Genomic DNA, 20,591 nt, shown 5'->3' with positions numbered 1-20,591 from the left:
GAGCGCAAGAAGACCGCCCAAATCGGTGGCCAAGGGGAAGCTTCACCCCGAAAATCGTTGACGTGCTGTCAGGTCGAGGCAGCCATGGGCTACACGCTGGCAGTTGTTCGCCTCGGCCGGCGGTGGGAGCGTGCGGTATCCACGAACGCCGCTGAAGGGTTGCCACGATGACCGACGACCTGCTGGCCCGGCACCGGGCCGTGCTCCCGTCCTGGATGCCGCTGTACTACGCCGAGCCGATCGAGCTGGTGTCCGGCTCGGGCCGCCGGGTCACCGACGCGCAGGGTCGCAGCTACCTGGACTTCTTCGGCGGGGTGCTGACCAACATGATCGGGTACGACATCCCGGAGATCCGGGAGGCCGTCGAGCGGCAGTTGGCCACCGGCATCGTGCACACCTCGACGCTGTACCTGATCCGCCAACAGGTGGAGCTGGCCGAGAAGATCGCCCAGCGCTCCGGCATCCCGGACGCCCGGGTGTTCTTCACCAACTCCGGCACGGAGGCGAACGAGGCGGCGCTGCTGGTCGCCACCAACCACCGCCGGTCGCACCAGGTCCTGGCCGTGCGCAACAGCTACCACGGCCGGTCGTACGCGGCGATGGGGGTCACCGGCAACCGCAACTGGTCGGCCAGCGGCCTCAACCCGCTCCAGGTGGCCTGGCTGCACTCGGGTGACCGGGTGCGCGGGCTGCTGGCCCGGCTCAGCCCCGACGAGCAGGTCGACGCGGCGGTGGAGGACCTGCGTGAGGTGCTGGCCACCCAGACCGCCGGTGACGTGGCCGCGCTCATCGCCGAGCCGATCCAGGGCGTCGGCGGGTTCGTGCACCCGCCGGACGGGCTCTTCGCCGGCTGGAAGAAGGTCCTCGACGAGCACGGCATCCTGTTCATCGCCGACGAGGTGCAGACCGGGTGGGGGCGTACCGGGGAGCACTTCTGGGGTTACCAGGCGCACGGCGTCACACCGGACCTGCTCACCTTCGCCAAGGGCATCGGCAACGGGTTCGCCCTCGCCGGGGTGGTCGGCCGGGCCGAGGTGCTGGAGTCGGTGGCGGCCATCAGCTTCTCCACCTTCGGCGGCAACCCGATTTCCACGGCGGCCGGCAACGCGGTGCTCGACTATCTCCTGGAGCACGACCTCCAGGCGAACGCGGCGCGCGTCGGCGCGATCCTCGCCGACGGCCTGCGGTCCGCGGTGGGTGGGCTCGACTGCGTCGCCGAGGTACGCGGAAAGGGGCTGATGCTGGGCGTCGAGTTCGTCCGGCCGGGCACCGGCGAACCGGACCCGGCGTTGACCAACCGGGTCTTCGAGGCCGCTCGGGAGGGCGGTCTGCTGACCGGCAAGGGCGGCCTGCACGGCAACGTGCTGCGGATGGGTCCACCGTTGACGCTCACCGAGGCGGAGGCCCGGGAGGGCCTGGCGATCCTCGTCGACGCGATCCGCTCGTGCGCGGCGGTGGCGGCATGAGCATCGGTCACTTCATCGACGGCAAGCGGGTCGGCGGCACGTCGGCGCGGCGCGGCGACGTGTTCGATCCGGCGACCGGTCGGCGTACCGCCGAGGTCGAGCTGGCCTGCACCGCGGACGTCGACGTCGCGGTGCAGGCCGCCGCCCGCGCGGCGCGAATCTGGCGGGACGCGTCGTTGGCGAAGCGGTCGGCGGTGCTGTTCGCCTTCCGGGAGCTGGTGCACGCCCGCCGGTACCGGCTCGCCGAGGTGATCACCGCCGAGCACGGCAAGGTGCTCGCCGACGCCGCGGGCGAGGTGCAGCGCGGCCTGGAGGTCATCGAGTACGCGTGTGGCCTGCCGTCGGCGTTGCGCGGCGCGTTCAGCGAGAACGTGTCGACCGAGGTCGACTCGTACACGATCCGGCAGCCGCTCGGGGTGGTGGCGGTGATCTCGCCGTTCAACTTTCCGGTGATGGTGCCGCTGTGGTTCGTGCCGGTCGCGGTGGCCTGCGGCAACGCGGTGGTGCTCAAGCCGAGCGAGAAGGACCCGAGCGCGGCGCTGCTGCTGGCGGAGTGGTTCGCCGAGGCGGGCCTGCCCGACGGGGTGCTGAACGTGGTCAACGGTGACAAGGAGGCGGTCGACGCGCTGCTGGAGCACCCGGAGGTGCGCTCGGTGTCGTTCGTCGGCTCCACCCCGATCGCCCGGTACGTCTACCAGCGCGGGACGGCCGCCGGTAAGCGGGTGCAGGCGCTCGGTGGGGCGAAGAACCACATGGTGGTGCTCCCGGACGCCGACCTGGACCTGGCCGCCGACGCGGCGGTCAACGCCGGGTTCGGTTCGGCGGGGGAGCGGTGCATGGCCATCTCGGTGCTGGTGGCGGTGGAGCCGGTGGCGGACGCGCTGGTCGAGCGGATCGCCGAGCGGATGGCCGGTCTGCGCACCGGCGACGGCCGACGGGGCTGCGACATGGGCCCGCTGGTGACCGCCGCGCACGCGGCGAAGGTGCGCTCCTACGTGGACGCGGGGGTGGCCGCCGGCGCGGTGCCGGTGGTGGACGGGCGGGACGTGACGCCGGACGGCGACCCGGACGGTTTCTGGCTCGGCCCGACGCTGTTCGACCGGGTGACCCCGGACATGTCGATCTACACCGACGAGATCTTCGGACCGGTGCTGAGCGTGGTCCGGGTGGGCTCGTACGACGAGGCGGTGGAGCTGGTCAACGCGAGCCCGTACGGCAACGGCACGGCGATCTTCACCAACGACGGCGGGGCGGCCCGCCGTTACCAGCACGAGGTGGAGGTGGGCATGGTCGGGATCAACGTGCCGATTCCGGTGCCGATGGCGTACCACTCGTTCGGCGGCTGGAAGTCGTCGCTCTTCGGTGACCTGCACGCGCACGGTGAGGACGGGGTGCGGTTCTTCACCCGGGGCAAGGTCGTCACCAGTCGCTGGTTGGATCCCCGGCACGGCGGGGTCAACCTCGGGTTCCCCACCCAGACCTGAGCAGTCGCAGCACGCCCGCCCCGGCCAGGTACGCCACCAGCGCCGGGACGGGCGTGCCGAGCGGCTCCGGGGCCTGCTGCGGTGTGGCGCTGTTGATCAGCAGCGCGGCCACCACGCCGGCATAGCCGGCCACCGCCAACCCCGCCCGGGCGGGGCTGCCCCGACCGGTCCGGCGTCCGGTGCGGTGCCGGGCGCTGCGCGCCTCCACCGGGCCGAAGATGGCGACGAGCACCACCAGGACGGCGCCGAGCAGCAGCAGCCAGGGCACCCGCCAGGCCCACCAGGCGGCCGTGTCGACCCCCGGGGCGGGCAGCGTCCCGACCGCGTCGAGCATCCCGATCAGCAGGATCGCGGCAGTGAGGTGCCAGAGGAAGACGGTCAGCACCACCAGGTTGACCCCGATCACCAGCTGCCACGGCCCGGTGCGCCGCAGCAGCCGCTCCGCCGGGCCGCGCAGCAGCAGGATCACCCCGAGCTGGCCGGCGGCGACGGCCAGCAACGCGAGGCTGGGCGGCGCGCTGTTGTCGAACCGTTCGTCGGGCACCTTGAGCATGACCACCGGCCACGGGCCGAGCACGGTGAGCAGCAGGGCCGCACCCGTCCCGGCCGTCAGGAACACCAGGCCGGCCCGGCGGGAGATGGGCAGCCGTCGTCGGCGTACCCCGGGACGGTCGGGTGTCGACGGCCCGGCGGTGTCGGCCTCGGCGGGTGGGGACGCGGTCTGGCCGGCCGGGCCGGTCGCCGGCTGCGGTGGCACGGCCCGACCGGCGGGTGGCACGGTGCGGGTGTCGTGCCAGGCGAAGCCGAGCTGGTGGACGGCGAGCCATCCGAACAGGTAGTTGCCGTAGCTCAGCTCCTCTGGCCCGATCAGCCGGCCGAGGTCGCCGAGGCCGACCAGGGCGACCAGGACCAGCGGCACGGCCAGGCCGAGACGGCGGTGCAGCGCGTACATCGCCGGGGTGAGCACGACCGCTGCCAGGTAGGCGACCAGGAACCAGAGCGGAATGGTGGCGAACCAGAACACCTCGCGGATCCGGGTCGGCTCGGCACCACGCAGCCAGGCGGCCGCCGCCGCGGCGGTGAGCACCAGCAGCAGTGTGCTGGTGGGGCGGACCAGGCGGGCGCTGCGGTCGATCAGCCAGCCGGGTGCGTCGCCGCCACGGGCCCGCAGCCGGGTCAGTGAGGCCGCGTTGGCGTACCCCCCGACCAGGAAGAAGACCGGCATGACCTGGGCCAGCCAGGTCAGCGGGTACGCCCAGCGCAGGTCACCGAGTGCGGAGTGCCCGGTGGCCTGCCCGGCGGCGTCGCGCCCGATCACCGTGACGCTCCAGTGTCCGAAAACGACCATGGTGATGGCGAGCGCGCGGAGCAGGTCGACGTACCGTTCCCGCCCAGCCGGGGTGTGCTCGGCCAGCTGGCGCAGACGGCGCATCGCCTCAGGCTAGGCGACCCGGCGACGGCTGGTGGTGATAACGGTTCGACAGTCAGGACTTGAAGTCCGGGCCCGGCTGTCGTAGAAATTCTTCAGCAACAGAGCATGAACTGAAGAGAATCACCGCGCCTCGCGCGGCGGACGCCTCCCCCACACCGGCGACCGCCCGACCCGACCCGAGGAGAACCCATGAACAGGCGTGACATCCTGCGGCGCAGCGCCGCCGCCGGCCTCCTGGCCACCCCCGCCGCCGGCCTGCTGTCCGGCTGCGCCACCAGCGGTGGCGGTGACAAGAACGATGCCGAGACCTACCAGGGCACCAAGAGCGCCCAGAACCCGCTCGGCGTGAAGGAGGACGCCCCACTCGAGGTGGTGATCTTCGGCGGCGGGTTCGGTGAGGAGTACGCCAAGGCCCACGAGGCCATGTACACCGAGAAGTACCCGAAGGCGAAGATCAGGCACTCCTCCACCCAGGAGATCAGCAAGACTCTCCAGCCACGCTTCGTCGACGGCACCCCGCCCGACGTGGTCAACAACTCCGGCTCCGGCCAGATCGACTTCAACGGCCTGGTCAGCCAGAACGCTCTCGCCGGCCTCGACGAGCTGCTGGCCGCCCCGAGCCTCGACATCCCCGGCAAGACGGTCAAGGACACCCTGCTGCCCGGCGCCGTCGAGGTCGGCTCCTACGACGGCAAGTTCCTGGTGCTCAACTACACCTACACCGCCTACGGCATCTGGCACTCCGCCAAGCTCTTCGCCGACCGCGGCTGGTCGTACGCGAAGACCTGGGACGACCACATCGCGCTCTGCAAGCAGATCAAGGCCGCCGGCATCGCCCCCTGGACGTACGCCGGCCTGCACCCGCGCTACATGAGCTGGCCGCTGATCTCCACCGCCATCAAGCTCGGCGGCCCGTCGGTGGCGACCGCCATCGACAACCTGGAGCCGAACGCCTGGAAGTCCGACTCGATGCGGACCGCCGCCGACGCCTGGCACCAGATCGTGAAGGACAAGTACATCCTGGACGGCTCGTCCGGCCTGGACCACAAGCAGTCGCAGACCGCCTGGTGTCAGGGCAAGGCCGCCTTCATCTCCTGCGGATCCTGGCTGGAGAGCGAACAGAAGGACGTCACCCCGGCCGGGTTCAACATGACCATCGCGCCGACGCCGAGCCTGGGCAGCGGCGACAAACTGCCGTTCGAGGCGATCCGGGGCACCGCCGGGGAACCGTTCATGGTGCCCGCCAAGGCCCGCAACGTCGCCGGCGGCCTGGAGTACTTCCGGACCATGCTCTCCAAGAAAGGCGCCCAGGACTTCACGAGGAAGGTCGCCAGCCTCACCGTGGTCGCCGGCGCCAGCGAGGGCGTCGAGCTGCCGTACGGGCTGAGCACCGTGGTCAAGGCCCTCGACGCGTCCGGCGCCAACGGCTTCAACTGGGTCTACAACAACTTCTACCGCAAGCTGGAGCGCAACCTCGTCGACGCCGCGTGCGGCGAGTTCTTCAGCGGCCGGATCGGCCCCGCGGAGTTCCTCGAGCAGTGCCAGAAGGGCGCCGACTCGATCGCCCAGGACAGCTCGATCAAGAAGTACAAGCGAGCGGCCTGACCGCCCGGCCGGTGGGGGAGACGCCCTTCCCCACCGGCCGTACCCCCTCGGAGAGGTCCAACTCGTGAAACATGGCAAGTGGCCGCTGATCGTCACGTTCCTGGTGCCGCCGGTGCTGCTGTACGTCTTCTTCGTCGTCTCGCCGTACCTGCAGGCGTTCCAGATCTCCACCACCGACTGGCTCGGCTACTCGGCCGACGCCAACCCGGTCGGCCTGGCCAACTTCAAGGCCCTCTGGCACGACGACTACGTGTGGAACGCGCTGAAGAACAACGTGATCCTGTTGGCTCTCGTGCCGGTGCTGACCATCGTGCTGGGGCTCTTCTTCGCCACCATGCTCGCCATGGGCGGGCGCAAGGGCAGCGCCGGCGTGACCGGCGTACGCGGTGGCGCGCTCTACCGCACCGTCTACTTCTTCCCGCAGGTGCTCTCCGTGGTGATCATCGCCCTGCTCTGGAAGGAGGTGTACCACCCCAACAAGGGGCTGCTGACCAGCGCCCTGCACGGTCTCGGCCTGCCCTCGCCGACCTGGCTCGGCGACCCGGCGACCGCCTTCTGGTGCGTCCTGGCGGTGATGGTGTGGAGCAACGTCGGCTTCTACGTGGTGCTGTTCGGCGCGGCGATGTCGGCGGTGCCGAGGGAGATCTACGAGGCGGTGCTGCTCGACGGCGCGTCCCGGTTCACCACCCTGCGCCGGGTCACCCTGCCGCTGCTCTGGGACACCGTCCAGGTCGCCTGGGTCTACCTGGCCATCTTCGCCCTGGACGGGTTCATCCTGGTGCAGCTCATGACCAACGGCGGCCCGAACTTCTCCACCGACGTCATCGGCGTACGGATGTACGACACCGCCTTCGGCAGCGAGACCAAGTTCGGCTACGCCTCGGCGATCGGCGTGGTGATGTTCTTCCTGACCCTCTCGGTGGCGGTGCTGTCGCTGCGCATCGGCCGGCGCGAACGGATCGAGTACTCGTGACCACTCTGGATCAGCCCACCGCTGCCGCCCCGACCCCGGTCGTCCGCCGGGACCGCCCGGTGCGCCGGGAACTCGGCGTGGCCAACACCCTCTCGCACGGCTTCCTGCTGGTCTGGGGCCTGCTCACCGTCCTGCCACTGCTGTGGATGTTCATCAGCTCGTTCAAGACCAACGGTGAGATCCTCGCCGACCCGTGGAGCCTCCCCGGCGCGTTGCACCTGGACAACTGGGCGCGGGCCTGGACCGGCGCGCACATCGGCCGGTACTTCCTGAACAGCATGGTGGTGGTCGCCGGTTCGGTCAGCCTCACCATGCTGATGGGGGCCACCGCCGCGTACGTCTTCGCCCGCTACGAGTTCCGGGGCCGGCAGGTCGTCTACTACCTGTTCGTCGGCGGCCTCATGTTCCCGGTGTTCCTCGCCCTGGTGCCGCTCTTCTTCGTGGTCCGCAACGCCGGCCTCTTCAACACCTGGCTCGGTTTGATCCTCGTCTACGCGGCGTACTCGCTGCCGTTCACGGTGTTCTTCCTGACCGCGTTCTTCCGCACCCTGCCGACGTCGGTGGCGGAGGCCGCGCTGGTCGACGGCTGCGGCCACTTCCGGCTCTTCTTCCGGGTGATGCTGCCGATGGCACGTCCGGGACTGATCAGCGTGGCGATCTTCAACTTCCTCAGCCACTGGAACCAGTTCCTGCTGCCGCAGGTGCTGTTGCAGGGCGACGAGTCCAAGTGGATGCTGGCCCAGGGGCTGTTCGCGCTCTCGGTCAGTCAGGGTTACGCCGGTGACTACGCGCGGCTCTTCGCCGGCCTGAGCATCGCGGTGCTCCCGGTGCTCGCCGTGTACGTGGCGTTCCAGCGTCAGGTGCAGGCTGGCCTGACCGCCGGCCAACTCAAGTAGCGCCCGCCACCCTGACCGATCCCGATCACCACTTTCAGTAACCGGCTACGCCTCGCCCCTCGCCCCTCGGCCGTCCATGGCGACCCGCCGCGATCCCCGGCCTCGCCGGACCCACCCCGAGTCCCAAGATCCGCGCAACTTCGGTGAAACTGCTCCCTCGCCGCGTCGTGAGGCAGCAGTTTCACCGAAGTTGCGCGGATCTTGGTCATGCCGGGGCGGGGAAGAGGCGGGCGTGCAGGGCGGCGGGGTCGGTGACCTCGGGTAGGCCGCGGGCAGCGAGCCAGGCCGCGGCGGCGGCCCCGTCTCCGGCGGTACGCACCGGCGCGTCCGGCCAGCGGCGGGCGATCTCGGCCCGGACGGCGGTGGCGAGCGGGGTGTCCGCGGTGAGCAGACCACCGCCGAGCACGACGGGCGTCACCGCCCCGGAGGTGCGGATGCGACTCACGCTCTCGGTCAGGTGCGCGGCGGCTTCGGTGATCAGCGCGGTGGCGACCGGGTCGCCGTGGGTGGCGGCGTCGACGACCAGCGGTGCGAGCCGGGCGAGTTCGACGGGGGGTCGACGGGTCACCGTCTGGATGGTGGCGTCGACGGTGTCGCGGGGGCGGGCGGCGACGTCGGCGCTGCCCAGCAGGTCGGTGAGGACGGTCGTGGCCAGCGTGCCAGGGGCACGCCCCGCGTCGAGATCGGCGAGCAGCCGGCGTACCGCTTCCCGGCCGAGCCAGAAGCCGGAGCCGGCGTCGCCGAGGAGCCAGCCGTGGCCGTCGGCGATCCGGTCGAGCCGCAGGTCGTGGACCTGCGCGGTGATCGCCCCGGTGCCGGCGATGAGGATGGTGCCGTCCGGGGCGGCGGTGCCGGAGGCGTAGGCGACCAGGGCGTCGCCGTGCACCTCGTACGGGCAGCGCAGGCCGGCATCGTGCCAGGCCTGGTCGAAGGCGGCCCTTCCAGCCGGGTCGGCGAGCAGCCGGCCCGCCCCGGCGAGACCGATGGTGCCGGCGGCGGCCCGCGCCGGGTCGACGTCGGTGAGCGCCTCGCGCAGTGCGGTCAGCAGTTCGGCGGCGGCGCGTTCGGCGCCGTGGCTGGTGGGGTTGCCGCCGCCGGCGCGGCCGGTGCCGACGCGGTGCCCGGTGAGGGTGAGGACGGTCGCCCGGGTGGACGTACCGCCGACGTCGAGCCCCACCACGACGGTGTCGGACATCGGCACGGGTCTCCTTGCGTGGAACGGCGATCTGGCTTGTTCATGCTGGTCGGCGGCGTGGTGCGGGGCAAGTCGTGAGGGCCGTGCGGGGCTGTGCGCCGGGTAACAGTTTGAAAACTTCGCCCACGGTCTTGACATAGAGGGGCGTCTAGTAAGAACTTTTACCACTAACGGTTAACAGTCTTTTCGGAAAGCTGAGGCGACTCATGGTTGATCACGAGGTGGACACCGCCGCTGGGACCGCGGTGGTCGACGCCGACGTGATCGACCGCAGAAACTCACCCTCCGACGGGGTGCTGGCAAGGGTGCGCAACGGGCTCGGCGAGTTGACCGGCGCCCTGCACCGGGTCGCCGAGCACGTGCTCAGCGACCCGGAGGCCGCCGCCCGATCGACAATCGTCGAGCTGGCCGAGCGCAGCGGCACCTCACCGGCGACCATCACCCGGTTCTGCCGGGCGATGGGCTTCGAGGGGTACGCCGACCTGCGACTGGGCATCGCCTCCGAGACCGGGCGGGCGCGTTCGGCCGGTTGGACGGTCGACATCGGACGGGAGATCCAGCCGAGTGACCCGCTCGCCCGGGTGCTCGACCAGATCATGGCCGCCGACACCCGAGCCATGCACGACACCGCCACGCTGCTCGACCTCGGCGAGGTGGAGCGGGCCGCGGTGGCGATCGCCGGCGCCAGCCGGGTCAACATCTTCGGCGCCAGCGGCAGCGCCCTGGTCGGCGAGGAGATGCAGTTCAGCCTGCACCGCATCGGGGTGGCGGCGTGGGCGTGGAACGACGTGCACGAGGGGCTCGCCAGCGCCGCCCTGCTGCGACCGGGGGATGTGGCGCTCGGCATCTCGCACACCGGGCAGACCCGGGAGACCATCGAGATGCTCGCCGAGGCGGGCAGCCGGGGCGCCACCACGCTCGCACTCACCGGCTTCCCCCGCTCGCCACTGGCCGAGCTGGCCGACATCGTGCTGCTCACGGCCAGCCAGGCGACCACCTTCCGGCCGGACGCGCTCTCCGCCCGGCACCCCCAGCTGGTGGTGCTCGACCTGCTCTACATCGCCGTCGCCCAACGCACGCACGACCGCGCGCACGCGGCCTTCCGGCGGACCGCACAGGCCGTCGACGGCCACAAGGCGGCGAAGGGAGCCCATTCATGATCAGCGCCCAGGGGTACGCGGACGCCGTCCGCCCGGTGCTCGACCGGCTGCTCGACTCTGAGGCCGACGGGATCACCCGGGCCGCCGACCTGATCGCCGCCAGCCTGCGCGACGGCGGCGTGCTCCAGGCGTTCGGCGCCGGGCACTCGGAGGCGTTCGCCGCCGAACTGGTCGCCCGTGCCGGCGGGTTGGTCCCCACCAACCGGCTCTCGGTACGGGACCTGGTGATGCACGGTGACGCCCCGCGCGACGTGCTCGCCGACCCCAAACTGGAACGTGATCCCTCCATCGCCCACCAGATCTACGCGCTCGCGGCGCCTCAGCCGCGCGACGTGTTCGTGGTGGCGTCCCAGTCCGGCATCAACGGCTCGGTGGTCGAGCTGGCGGCGCTGGTCACCGAGCGCGGTCACCCGTTGATCGCGGTCACCTCGGTCGAGCACACCGCACGGGTGGCGCCACGGCACCCGTCCGGGCATCGGCTCGCCGACCTCGCCGACGTCGTGCTGGACAACGGCGCGCCGTACGGCGATGCACTGCTGCCGCTCGAGGGCGGCGGCGCGGTCTGTGCGGTCTCCTCGGTCACCACGGCGCTGCTGGCGCAGCTGTTGACCGCGGAGGTCGTACGACGGTTCCACCAGGCCGGAGAGGTACCCCCTATCTACCTCTCCGCCAACGTCCCCGGAGGGGACGAGCACAACCTCGCCCTCGAGTCGCGGTACGCCGGGCGTCTCCGGCGTACCGCCTGACCCGACACCACAAGGAGAGCCAAAGATGTCGGATTCCCCCGAGAACATCGGTGACCTGAGCCGCCGGACCTTGCTGCAGCGTGCCGCGGCGGCTGGTCTGCTCGCCGTGCCGGCCGCAGGCCTGTTGAGTGCCTGTGCCGGCAGCGAGCCGACCAAGTCCGCCGACAGCGGTGCGGCGAAGAGCAAGGACAACCCGTTCGGCGTCAAGGACGGCAGTGCCGTGAAGGTGGTCGTCTTCAACGGCGGTCTGGGTGACCAGTGGGCCAAGGAAGACAAGGTCATCTTCAACGCCAAGCACCCGAACATCACCGTCAACATGAGCTCCACCCAGAAGATCAAGACCGAAGAACAGCCGAAGATGGCGACCCAGCCGAGTGACCTGGTGATGAACTCGGGCGCGGACATCATGGACCGCAGCACGCTGATCAACGAGGGCGCGATCGAGCCGCTCGACGACCTGCTCACGGCACCGGCCTGGGACAGTGAGGGCACGGTCGCCGACTCGCTGCTGCCCGGCACTGTCACCGACGGCACCCAGAACGGCAAGTTCTACGTGGTGAACGTCGCCTACACCGTCTGGGGCAACTGGTACAACGCCGCCCTGTTCAAGCGGGAGGGGTGGCAGGCGCCGACCACCTGGGACGACTTCTTCGCCCTCGCACCGAAGATCAAGGCCAAGGGCATGGCCCCGTACGTGCACGACGCGGCCCACGGCTACTACCCCCGCTGGGCGCTCTTCGCCAGCATCTGGAAGGCCGTCGGCAAGCAGCCGATCATCGACATCGACAACCTGAAGGACAACGCCTGGAAGGCCGACGGCATCGTCGCCGCGCTGGAGCCGTGGGAGAAGCTGGTCAAGGACAAGCTGCTCCTGCCGGGCAAGCTGGACCACACCCAGTCCCAGCAGGCCTGGCTCGACGGCAAGGCGGCCTTCATCCAGGTCGGTACCTGGCTGAAGAACGAGATGGCCGCGACCATCCCGCCGGGCTTCGAGATGACCCTGTCGGACTACTGGAGCAAGCCCGGCGACAAGGCTGCCAAGGACGTCTTCGCCTCCTCCGGCGAGGGCTTCGTGGTGCCGAGCAAGGCGCCGAACAAGGAGGCCGCGAAGGAGTTCCTGCGGGCGATCCTGTCCAAGGCCGGCTCGGCCAAGTTCGCCGAGTTGACCAAGTCGCTGGCCTCCACCAAGGGCTCCGGTGACAACGTGCAGGACTCCGCGCTGGCGTCGGCCAACACGCTGATGAAGAGCGGCAGCCAGGACCTGATCTCGGTCAAGTTCCCGGACTTCTACGCCGACCTGGACAAGGAGAGCCAGAACCTGGCCGAGGAGCTGATGGCGGGGCGCCTCACCGCACAGCAGTTTGTCGACAAGATGCAGGCCGCCGCGGACAAGGTCGCCAAGGACTCCTCCGTCAAGAAGCAGACCCGCACCGCCTGACCGGCCTTATCAGCTAGAGAAGTGAGTGACCATGCGGCACGGTGTTGCGCGATTCGTCACGGGTTTTCTGGCCTTGCCGCTTGCGCTGTACCTCTTCTACGTGGTGTGGCCCTTCGTGCAGGCGGCGGGATACTCGCTGACCGACTGGGGTGGTTACTCGGACACCCAGAACTTCGTCGGTCTGGACAACTACGTCCGGCTCCTGTCGGATGAGTTGATCAGGAAGGCCTTCTGGCACAACGTCTTCTTCCTGATCACCGTGCCGCTGTTCACCATCGCGCTGGCCCTGTTCCTCGCGTTCCTGCTCAACGTGGGTGGACGCGAGGACAGGGCCGGCATCCGAGGGGTGTTCGGCTCCGGCATCTACAAGATTATCTTCTTCTTCCCGCAGGTGCTGTCGCTGGTGGTCATCGCTGTGATGTGGCAGCAGATCTACCGCAGCGACGGCCAGGGCCTGATCAACGGGCTGATGATCAAGATCGGTCTGGTCGACGCGGACAACCCGATCGCCTTCACCTCCGACCCCGAGCCGTTCCTCGGCGTGCCCGCCGTGCTGTGGTGGCTGCTGCTGATCGCGGTCTGGAGCGGCGCGGGCTTCTACATGGTGCTCTTCAGCGCGGCCATGCAGTCCATCCCGAAGGACATCTACGAGGCGGCGCTCCTGGACGGGGCCAGTCGCTTCCACACCTTCTTCCGGATCACGCTGCCCCTGCTGCGGGACACCGTCTCGGTCGCCTGGGTCTACCTGGGCTTCATCGCGCTGGACATGTACGCCCTGGTCTTCGTCATGACGCCCAGCCAGGGTGGGCCAAACCACGCCAGTGAGATCTTCGCGTCGGTGCTGAACTTCACCGCGTTCCAGAAGGGCCAGTTCGGTTACGCCTGCGCGATGGGTGTCGCCTTGGCGATCTTCACGATCCTGCTCGCGGCAGCGCAGCTCAGGATCACCCGTCGTGAGCGTATCGAGTACTGAGGAGGCTGGACGATGAGCACAGCGACTCACGATGATCTGACCCGTCCCGAAAACGGTCCGGCCACGCCACCAGCGCGTGACACGGGCGGCGGGTCGGCCGCGGCCGCGGTCGGCGGCAAGTTCTTCAACGGCTTCTCCCACGTCTTCCTGCTGGTCTGGGCCGTGATGGTGATCTACCCGCTGCTATGGGTGGTGATGTCGGCGCTGAAGACCGACTCGGAGGTCATCCGCCAGCCGCTGTCGCTGATCCCGGCCAAGCTCAACTGGGACAACTTCGCCCGGGCCTGGGGCGCGGGGCACCTCGGGTCGTTCTTCCTCAACACCGTGCTCGTGCTGGCCGGCAGTGTCACCCTCACCATGCTGTTGGGCTCCATGGCCGCGTACGCGCTGGCCCGCTACGAGTTCCGGGGCAACCGGCTGATCTACTACGTGTTCCTCTCCGGCCTGACCCTGCCGGTCTACCTGGCTGCGGTTCCACTGTTCAAGGGCGTCTACAACACGAGCGTCTACCTACCGCTGCTCGGCCCGAACAAGCACCTCATGCTGATCCTGGTCTACGTCGCCTGGTCGCTGTCGTTCACGGTCTTCTTCATGCACTCGTTCTTCCGGACGCTGCCGAACACCATCGCCGAGGCGGCCATGGTGGACGGCGCATCACACAGCCGACTTTTCTTCAGCGTCATGCTGCCGATGTCCAAGCCCGGCCTGATCAGCATCGGCATCTTCAACGTGCTGGGCCAGTGGAACCAGTGGTACCTGCCGACCCTGCTCATGCAGTCGGTCTCGGGGGAGGAGAAGAACCAGGTGATCGCCCAGGGCCTGATCGAGCTCTCGGTCAACCAGGGCTACAAGTCCGACTGGTCCGGCCTCTTCGCCGGGGTGACCATGGCGATGCTGCCCGTGCTGGTGGTCTACATCATCTTCCAGCGGCAGGTGCAGTCCGGCCTCACGGCGGGCGTCGGCAAGTAGCGCGCACCCGACCGGAAGGGGCGCCTCGGCAACGAGGTGCCCCTTCGTCATCTCGGATGCTCGTCGACCCGGGTGTGCCAGGAGCGCCACAGGGCCGCGTACGCGCCACCGGCCGCCACCAGCTCGTCGTGGCTGCCGATCTCGGTGATCCGGCCGTCCGCGAGCACGGCGACCCGGTCGGCGTCGTGCGCGGTGTTGAGCCGGTGCGCGATCGCGATGACGGTCCGCCCGGAGAGCACCGCGGCCAGCGCGCGCTCGGTCCGTCGGGCGGTGGACGGGTCGAGCGCCGCGGTCGCCTCGTCCAGGATCAGCGTGTGGGGGTCGGCGAGCACCAACCGGGCCAGCGCGAGCTGCTGGGCCTCGGCCGCACCGAGCTGACGGGCCCCGTCGCCGAGCGGGGTGTCCAGGTCGGCGGGGAGCGCGGCGAACCAGTCGGCGCCGACCGTGGCGAGCGCGGCGCGCATCTGGTCGTCGGAGGCGTCGGGCGCGGCGAACGAGAGGTTGTCGCGTACCGAACCGATGAAGACGTGGTGCTCCTGGGTGACCAGGGCGATCCGGCGGCGTCGCTCGGCCGGGTCGAGGTCGGTGACCGGGCAGCCGCCGATGCTGACGACGCCCTGCCGTGGCGCGTCGATCCCGGCCAGTAGCCGGGCCAGGGTGGACTTGCCGGCGCCGGACGGGCCGACGACGGCCAGCCGCTCGCCGGGCTGCACCTCCAGGTCGATGCCGTGCAGCACGTCCGGCCCGTCGGAGTAGGAGAACCGTGCCCCCCGCACGACGAGCCGCTCACCCCGGGACGAGGCCGTCGTGCCGGGCGGTTCCGGCGGAACCATGCCGACACCGAGCACCCGGGCGTACGACGCGAAGCCGCGTTGCGCCTGCTCGGTCCACTGCAACAGGCGGTCCAACGGGTCGATCGCCTGTTGCAGGTAGAGCGCGGCGGCGACTACCGCGCCGAGCGACACCATGTCCCGGGCCAGCAGGTAACCCCCGACGAGCAGGACCATGGCGACCGGCAGCGGGTAGCTGGCCTCGACGACCGAGAAGAACACGGTACGCAGCGCGAGGGTCGCCCGGCGGGCCCGCCACACCAGCGTGACGCGGGTGGTGCCGTGGCGGACCCGCTCGTCGGCCAGTCGCAGCGCCTCCACCGTGCGGGCGCCCTCGGCGGTGGTGGTCAGCGTCTCGGTCAGCTCGGCCGCCGCCGCGCCCTCGGTGAGGTACGCGGAACTGGCCCGGCGCAGATACCAACGGGTCACCGCCACGATCGACGGCAGCCCGGCCAGCGCGGCCAGCCCGAGCAGCGGGTGCAGCAGGAAGACCGCACCGAACAGCAACGTCAGCTGCACGGTGGCGATGACGATGGTGGGCACCACGTCGCGCACCGTGCTGCCGACCGTCGACACGTCGACGGAGCTGCGGGTGGCCAGGTCACCGGAGCCGGCGCGCTCGACGACCGAGACCGGCAGCCCGAGAGTCCGGGAGACGAACTGCTCGCGCAGTTCGGCGACGGCCCGTTCGCCGAAGCGGTGACCGGCGTACTGGGCGTATCGGGAGAGCAGGGCACTGACCAGGACACAGCCGGCGATGGCCAGTGCCAGCCGGTCCACAGTGGCCACGTCCGCGCCCACGGCGACCCGGTCGACGATGGTGCCCAGCAGCCACGGCGGGGCGAGCCCGGCGACCGCGGCGGCGCTGTGCAGCGCCAGCACCACCCCGACGGCGCGCCGGTGCCGGCTGATCATGTCGCGCAGGGCCCGGCGTACGGTGCCGCGGTCGGCCACCGGCAGACGGCTCACCGGTACGCCTCCTCGCTGCCCCGGGCCACCAGGTGCCGGTAGGCCGGGTCGCTCTCGAACAGGTCGGTGTGGCTGCCGGTGGCGGTGACCCGGCCGGCGCTCAGGTGCGCGACCAGGTCGGCCCGGCCGAGCAGCAGCGGTGAGGTGGCGATCAGCACGGTGGTCCGCCCGGCCCGGGCGGTCCGCAGCCGCTCGGCGATCCGCGCCTCGGTGTGCGCGTCCACCGCCGACGTCGGGTCGATGAGGATCAGCACCTCCGGCTCGCGGTGCAGCGCCCGGGCCAGGCGCAGTCGTTGGCGCTGGCCGCCGGAGAGCGTCCGGGCGCGGGCGTCGATCGGGGTGTCCAGCCCGGCGGGCAGGGCGTCGACGACGTCCTGCGCGGAGGCGGTTCGCAGGGCCGCGCCGATCCGCTCGTCATCGTCGTCGGCCCCGGCGCCCAGGATGTCGCGCAGCGTGCCGGCGAAGAGGTACGAGTCGTGGTCGGCGACGAGGATCCGGGCGCGGACCTCGTCCAGGGCGACGTCGCGCAGCGGCTCACCGCCCCAGGTGACACCGCTGACCACGTACCGGCCGAGCCGGTCGGCCAACGCCACGGCCGTCGCCGGGTCGTCCACCGCCACGCCGGTCAGCCACCCGGCGCGCACTGTCAGCCCGGTCACCGGGTCGTGCAGGTCGGCCGGGCCGTCCGGCGCGGCCGGGCCAGGTGGCCGGCGTGCCTCCGGCACGGAGCCGGACCGGCGTGCCTCGGACCGGCCTGCCTCGGGCGTGGGATCGGACCGGCGTGCCTCGGGCGTGGGATCGGGCCAGTGGCGACCCGGGCCACCGACGTCGTCCGGTGTCACGTTGAGCAGGTCGGCGATGCGCCGGGCGGCGACCCGACCCCGGATCAGCTGGTGACTGCCCTCCAGCAGAAACCAGACCGGCACGATCAGGGTCGCCACGTAGCCGTAGACGGCGACCAGCTCGCCGATCGTGACGTCACCGGTCACCGCCATCCGGGCGGTCAGCCACACCACCGCCGCCAGGAACAACCCGGGGATGGCGACCGTCGCCGCGTCGATCCAGCTGTTGACCGCGCCGACCCGGTAGCCCTCGGCGCGAAGCTCCTGGGACCGGGCCGCGTACCGCCGGGCGAACAGGTCCCGGCCGCCGACCCCGGCGAGCACCCGCAGCCCGGCCACGATGTCGCCGGACCGGGCGGTGAGCGCGCCCTGTTGCCGCCGGTAGACCGATTCGGCCCGCTCCAGGCGACGCAGCAGCGGCCCCACGACCAGACCGACCACCGGCACCCCCACCAGCACGCAGAGCGCGAGCATCGGGGAGATCGACCAGAGCACCACGGCGATCACCCCGTACGCGACGACCGCGCCGACGCCCGGCCCGGTCAGCGTCAGCACCTGCGCCGTCCAGTCGATGTCGGAGCCGCCGATGGTGGACACCTCGCCCGCGCCCACCCGGCGGGGCAGCACCGCGCCGATCCGGGACAGGTGGCGCAGCAGGACCTCCGCCGAGCGGGCCTTGGCGTCCTCCCGGATGAAGGTCATCGTGCGGTGCCGCATGATGCCCAGGTAGGACAGGCCCACGCCGGCGACCACGATCGCCGCGACCCAGAGCGCCAGCGCGCGGGTGTCGCCGGTGCGCAGCCCGTCGTCGACGGCCCGGGCGATCAGATAGGGCCGGGCCGAGAGCCCGATCATCCAGGCCGTGCCGAGGAGGCTGCCACGCAGGACCCGCCAGGGTTGGCAGCGGACCAGCCACCACAGGTAGCGCATCGGACCACGGGTGTCGGGGGTGCCGGGATCGGGATGCGGGATCTGCGGAGGCACCTGATCACGCTACCGACCGGCTCCGACACCGCACCGACCCGAATCCGGTGAGGTGCGCCTCCGTTTCTGTCGGACGAGAGAGGCAGAATCACGTTCGTGCTGGTGGCGGTGGTGTCCGACGAACGAGGCGGGGGAGTGCTGTGCCCGCTGGACGCCACCGGCCAGCCGTCCGGCCCGGCGGAGACCGTCACCGATCTGGTCGCCGCGGTCGCCGCGCGCGAGGCCGCCGAGCACCCCCGCTGGGTCTGGGCGACCGCCTCGGCGGTCTATCCGACGCTGCTGCGCGCCGGCGTCCGGGTCGACCGGTGTCACGACGTGGAGTTGACCGAGGCGTTGCTGCTCGGCCACGCGGGCCGTTGGGGCGAGCCCCGCTCGCTGGCCGCCGCCTGGGCCCGGCTGACCGGCGCGGCGGTGCCGCCCGACCCGCCGCCGCGCGCCGCCGCACCACCCGGGCATGGTCAGGGCGCGCTCTTCGACACCCTTCCCGGTCCGCCGGGGCCGGGCATCGAGGCACTGACCCGGGTGTACGCGGACCAGCTCGCCCGGGTCGCCGGGACCGAGCACCCCGGCCGGTTCCGGTTGCTGGTGGCCGCCGAGTCGGCCGGCGCGCTGGTCGCCACGGAGATGGGCGTCGCCGGGCTGCCGTGGCGTGCCGACGTGCACAACGAGATCCTGCACGAGCTGCTCGGTGAGGCGTCCCCGGTCGGCGGGCCGCCCCGTCGACTTGCCGAGCTGGCCGCCCGGATCGCCGACGCCCTCGGCGTACGCGGCCTGCACGCCGACTCGCCGGCCGAGCTGCTGAAGGCGTTCGCCCGGGCCGGGGTGGAGCTGCCGAACACCCGGGCCTGGGTGCTGCGCGGGGTGGACCATCCGGCGGTGCCGCTGGTGCTGGAATACAAGGAGCTCTACCGGATCTGGACGGCCCACGGCTGGGCCTGGCTCGACCAGTGGGTGCGGGGCGGCCGGTTCCAACCGGAGTACGTGCCGGGTGGTGTCGTCTCCGGCCGGTGGGCCACCCGGGGTGGTGGCGCGTTGCAGATCCCCAAGGTGATCCGGCGGGCGGTGGTGGCCGATCCGGGCTGGCGGTTGGTGGTCGCCGACGCCGGCCAGTTGGAGCCCCGGGTGCTGGCAGCGGTCTCCGGCGACGCGCGGTTGGCGGCGGCGGGCGGTGCCGGCGACCTCTACGCCGCGTTGGCCCGGGATTCGTTCGGTGGCGACCGGGCGAAGGCCAAGGTGGCACTGCTCGGTGCCATGTACGGGCAGACCGGCGGGGCGGCGGTGCCCGCCCTGGCGGTGCTGAAGCGCAGTTACCCGACGGCGTTCGGTTACGTCGAGGCGGCGGCGCGCACCGGTGAGACGGGTGGGCTGGTGCGGTCGTGGCTGGGGCGGACGTGCCCGCCCGGCTCGGCCGGGTTCGGTGAGCTGGGCGACGAGACCGCCGATCCGGAGGGGCCTGCCGATCCGCAGAGTCCACGGGCGCGTGCCGCGCGGTCGCGGGGGCGCTTCACCCGCAACTTCGTCATCCAGGCCACCGCTGCGGAGTGGGCCTCGACGTTGCTGGCCACGCTGCGCACGGAGTTGTCCGGCACCGACGCCGAGTTGGTGTTCTTCCAGCACGACGAGGTGGTCGTGCACGCGCCGGCCGGTCAGGCCGACGCGGTCGCCGAGGCGGTCAGCCGCTGCGGCGAGCGGGCGTCAGCGCTTCTCTTCGGTGCGACGCCGGTCCGGTTTCCGCTGGATCTGTCCATCGTCGACTGCTACGCCGACGCCGCCTGACCCGCGAGCGTACGCCTACCGTCGGACCCCGCACGGGTCCGCGCCGTCGGGCGACCGTCGCACCCCCAACGGCCGGCACCGTCCGCTGCGGCGGGAGATGCCGGGCGTGTAACGGTTGTGCTATTTCTCCTTTTCGCCCCGCCACCCTCGGCTGGCCGTCCTCGTTGCAGTGTCCGTAGGAGGGGACGGATCTGTCACGGTCCGTTCCGTGCTGGAGGGGGCGCAGCTGAACCGGATCGCAGGAATGATCATCGCCGCAGGCGGGGGACGACGGATCGGTGGTCCCGAGGCGCTGCTGCACCAGGGAGGAAAGCCCCTGGTCAATCAGATGATCGACACGATGACCGAGGCGGGCTGCGAGCGGATCGTGGTCGTCCTGGGTGCCGCCGCGGATCAGGTCCAGGAGACCGCTGACCTGGGCAGGGCCACCGTTGTGATCAACAAGGCGTGGGGCACCGGAGTCGGCTCGTCCATCCGGGCCGGTCTGGCCGCGATGGACGACGACGGGATCGAGGCGGTGGTGGTGGTCCCGGTCGACATGCCGGGCCTGACCGCCACGGCGGTCCGGCGGGTCGCCGCGCTGCCGTACCCGGACGTGCTGGTCTGCGCCACCTACGACGGGTTGCGCGGCTATCCGATGTTGTTCGGCCGTCGGCACTGGCCCGGCATCGCCACCCTGGCCAGCGCGGACGTGGGCGCCCGGCCGTACCTGTTGGCGCACAAGGACCAGATCGTCGACATCGCCTGCGACTCGGTGGCCGACGGCAGCCGGATCGACACCCCGGAGCTGATGGATCTCTACGGCCTTACCGTCCCGCCACAACGGGTCGGCGTCTAGCGCGACCCGCGTCGA

The 20,591-nt window shown here is 71.1% G+C and carries 16 protein-coding genes; 12 read left to right on the top strand and 4 right to left on the bottom strand.

Features of this window, described 5'->3' with window-relative positions:
* Positions 1-167 precede the first annotated feature (167 nt).
* Entirely contained in the window at positions 168-1,466 is a 1,299-nt protein-coding gene (locus QCZ28_RS24780) for an aspartate aminotransferase family protein (RefSeq protein ID WP_279518901.1), read from the top strand.
* The gene (locus QCZ28_RS24775; protein ID WP_279518900.1) at positions 1,463-2,950 is read left to right on the top strand and encodes a CoA-acylating methylmalonate-semialdehyde dehydrogenase; all 1,488 of its coding nucleotides are present in this window, start codon (positions 1,463-1,465) and stop codon (positions 2,948-2,950) included. The genes QCZ28_RS24780 and QCZ28_RS24775 overlap by 4 nt, the downstream gene beginning before the upstream one ends.
* On the opposite strand, the gene QCZ28_RS24770 is transcribed toward QCZ28_RS24775, so the two are convergent.
* Positions 2,922-4,382 (bottom strand): acyltransferase, encoded by a 1,461-nt coding sequence (locus tag QCZ28_RS24770; protein ID WP_279518899.1) that lies wholly within the window; start codon positions 4,380-4,382, stop codon positions 2,922-2,924. The two genes, QCZ28_RS24775 and QCZ28_RS24770, sit on opposite strands and share 29 nt — an antisense overlap.
* A 189-nt stretch (positions 4,383-4,571) precedes the next feature.
* Here QCZ28_RS24770 and ngcE (QCZ28_RS24765) point away from each other — a divergent pair, with 189 nt between their 5' ends.
* The 3 genes from ngcE (QCZ28_RS24765) (at position 4,572) to QCZ28_RS24755 (ending at position 7,856) form a co-directional block, all read left to right on the top strand.
* Positions 4,572-5,987: an N-acetylglucosamine/diacetylchitobiose ABC transporter substrate-binding protein gene (gene ngcE, locus QCZ28_RS24765; RefSeq protein WP_279518898.1), complete on the top strand. Its 1,416-nt coding sequence runs from the start codon at positions 4,572-4,574 to the stop codon at positions 5,985-5,987.
* Between the two features lie 64 nt (positions 5,988-6,051).
* On the top strand, positions 6,052-6,960 hold the full coding sequence (locus QCZ28_RS24760; protein WP_279518897.1) for a sugar ABC transporter permease: 909 nt from the start codon (positions 6,052-6,054) through the stop codon (positions 6,958-6,960).
* Complete coding sequence (locus tag QCZ28_RS24755; protein WP_279518896.1) at positions 6,957-7,856, top strand: carbohydrate ABC transporter permease; 900 nt, start codon at positions 6,957-6,959, stop codon at positions 7,854-7,856. The genes QCZ28_RS24760 and QCZ28_RS24755 overlap by 4 nt, the downstream gene beginning before the upstream one ends.
* Positions 7,857-8,061: 205 nt before the next feature.
* Here the strand turns inward: QCZ28_RS24755 and QCZ28_RS24750 are convergent, their stop codons facing one another.
* Positions 8,062-9,051, bottom strand: a complete 990-nt coding sequence (locus QCZ28_RS24750) for a BadF/BadG/BcrA/BcrD ATPase family protein (RefSeq protein ID WP_279518895.1) — start codon at positions 9,049-9,051, stop codon at positions 8,062-8,064.
* Positions 9,052-9,257: 206 nt separating this feature from the next.
* Between QCZ28_RS24750 and QCZ28_RS24745 the strand changes: the two genes are divergently transcribed.
* The 5 genes from QCZ28_RS24745 to QCZ28_RS24725 all read left to right on the top strand — a co-directional run bounded on the left by QCZ28_RS24745 (position 9,258) and on the right by QCZ28_RS24725 (position 14,337).
* On the top strand, positions 9,258-10,211 hold the full coding sequence (locus QCZ28_RS24745) for a MurR/RpiR family transcriptional regulator (protein ID WP_279518894.1): 954 nt from the start codon (positions 9,258-9,260) through the stop codon (positions 10,209-10,211).
* The gene (locus QCZ28_RS24740; protein WP_279518893.1) at positions 10,208-10,957 is read left to right on the top strand and encodes an SIS domain-containing protein; all 750 of its coding nucleotides are present in this window, start codon (positions 10,208-10,210) and stop codon (positions 10,955-10,957) included. Before QCZ28_RS24745 ends, QCZ28_RS24740 begins: the two co-directional genes overlap by 4 nt.
* Positions 10,958-10,982: 25 nt before the next feature.
* Positions 10,983-12,395 (top strand): N-acetylglucosamine/diacetylchitobiose ABC transporter substrate-binding protein, encoded by a 1,413-nt coding sequence (gene ngcE / locus QCZ28_RS24735; protein ID WP_279518892.1) that lies wholly within the window; start codon positions 10,983-10,985, stop codon positions 12,393-12,395.
* A gap of 31 nt (positions 12,396-12,426) precedes the next feature.
* On the top strand, positions 12,427-13,368 hold the full coding sequence (locus tag QCZ28_RS24730; RefSeq protein ID WP_279518891.1) for a sugar ABC transporter permease: 942 nt from the start codon (positions 12,427-12,429) through the stop codon (positions 13,366-13,368).
* A gap of 165 nt (positions 13,369-13,533) precedes the next feature.
* Complete coding sequence (locus QCZ28_RS24725) at positions 13,534-14,337, top strand: carbohydrate ABC transporter permease (protein ID WP_347815128.1); 804 nt, start codon at positions 13,534-13,536, stop codon at positions 14,335-14,337.
* 47 nt (positions 14,338-14,384) lie between these two features.
* Here QCZ28_RS24725 and QCZ28_RS24720 read toward each other — a convergent pair whose 3' ends face one another.
* Positions 14,385-16,082 carry an ABC transporter ATP-binding protein gene (locus tag QCZ28_RS24720; protein WP_279518949.1) on the bottom strand — a complete coding sequence of 566 codons (1,698 nt, stop codon included), beginning with the start codon at positions 16,080-16,082 and terminating at the stop codon, positions 14,385-14,387.
* A 50-nt stretch (positions 16,083-16,132) separates the two neighbouring features.
* Entirely contained in the window at positions 16,133-17,908 is a 1,776-nt protein-coding gene (locus QCZ28_RS24715) for an ABC transporter ATP-binding protein (protein WP_279518948.1), read from the bottom strand.
* A gap of 120 nt (positions 17,909-18,028) precedes the next feature.
* On the opposite strand from QCZ28_RS24715, the gene QCZ28_RS24710 reads away from it, so the two are divergent.
* The gene (locus tag QCZ28_RS24710) at positions 18,029-19,738 is read left to right on the top strand and encodes a bifunctional 3'-5' exonuclease/DNA polymerase (RefSeq protein WP_279518947.1); all 1,710 of its coding nucleotides are present in this window, start codon (positions 18,029-18,031) and stop codon (positions 19,736-19,738) included.
* Between the two features lie 244 nt (positions 19,739-19,982).
* Positions 19,983-20,576: a nucleotidyltransferase family protein gene (locus QCZ28_RS24705; RefSeq protein ID WP_279518946.1), complete on the top strand. Its 594-nt coding sequence runs from the start codon at positions 19,983-19,985 to the stop codon at positions 20,574-20,576.
* The last annotated feature ends 15 nt before the right edge of the window (positions 20,577-20,591 follow it).

This window comes from Micromonospora sp. DH14 (genome assembly GCF_029809455.1).
Taxonomy (GTDB): Bacteria; Actinomycetota; Actinomycetes; order Mycobacteriales; family Micromonosporaceae; genus Micromonospora; species Micromonospora parva.
Note: the sequence above shows the minus strand (reverse complement) of the source record. Positions and strands in the feature narration are given on the sequence as shown.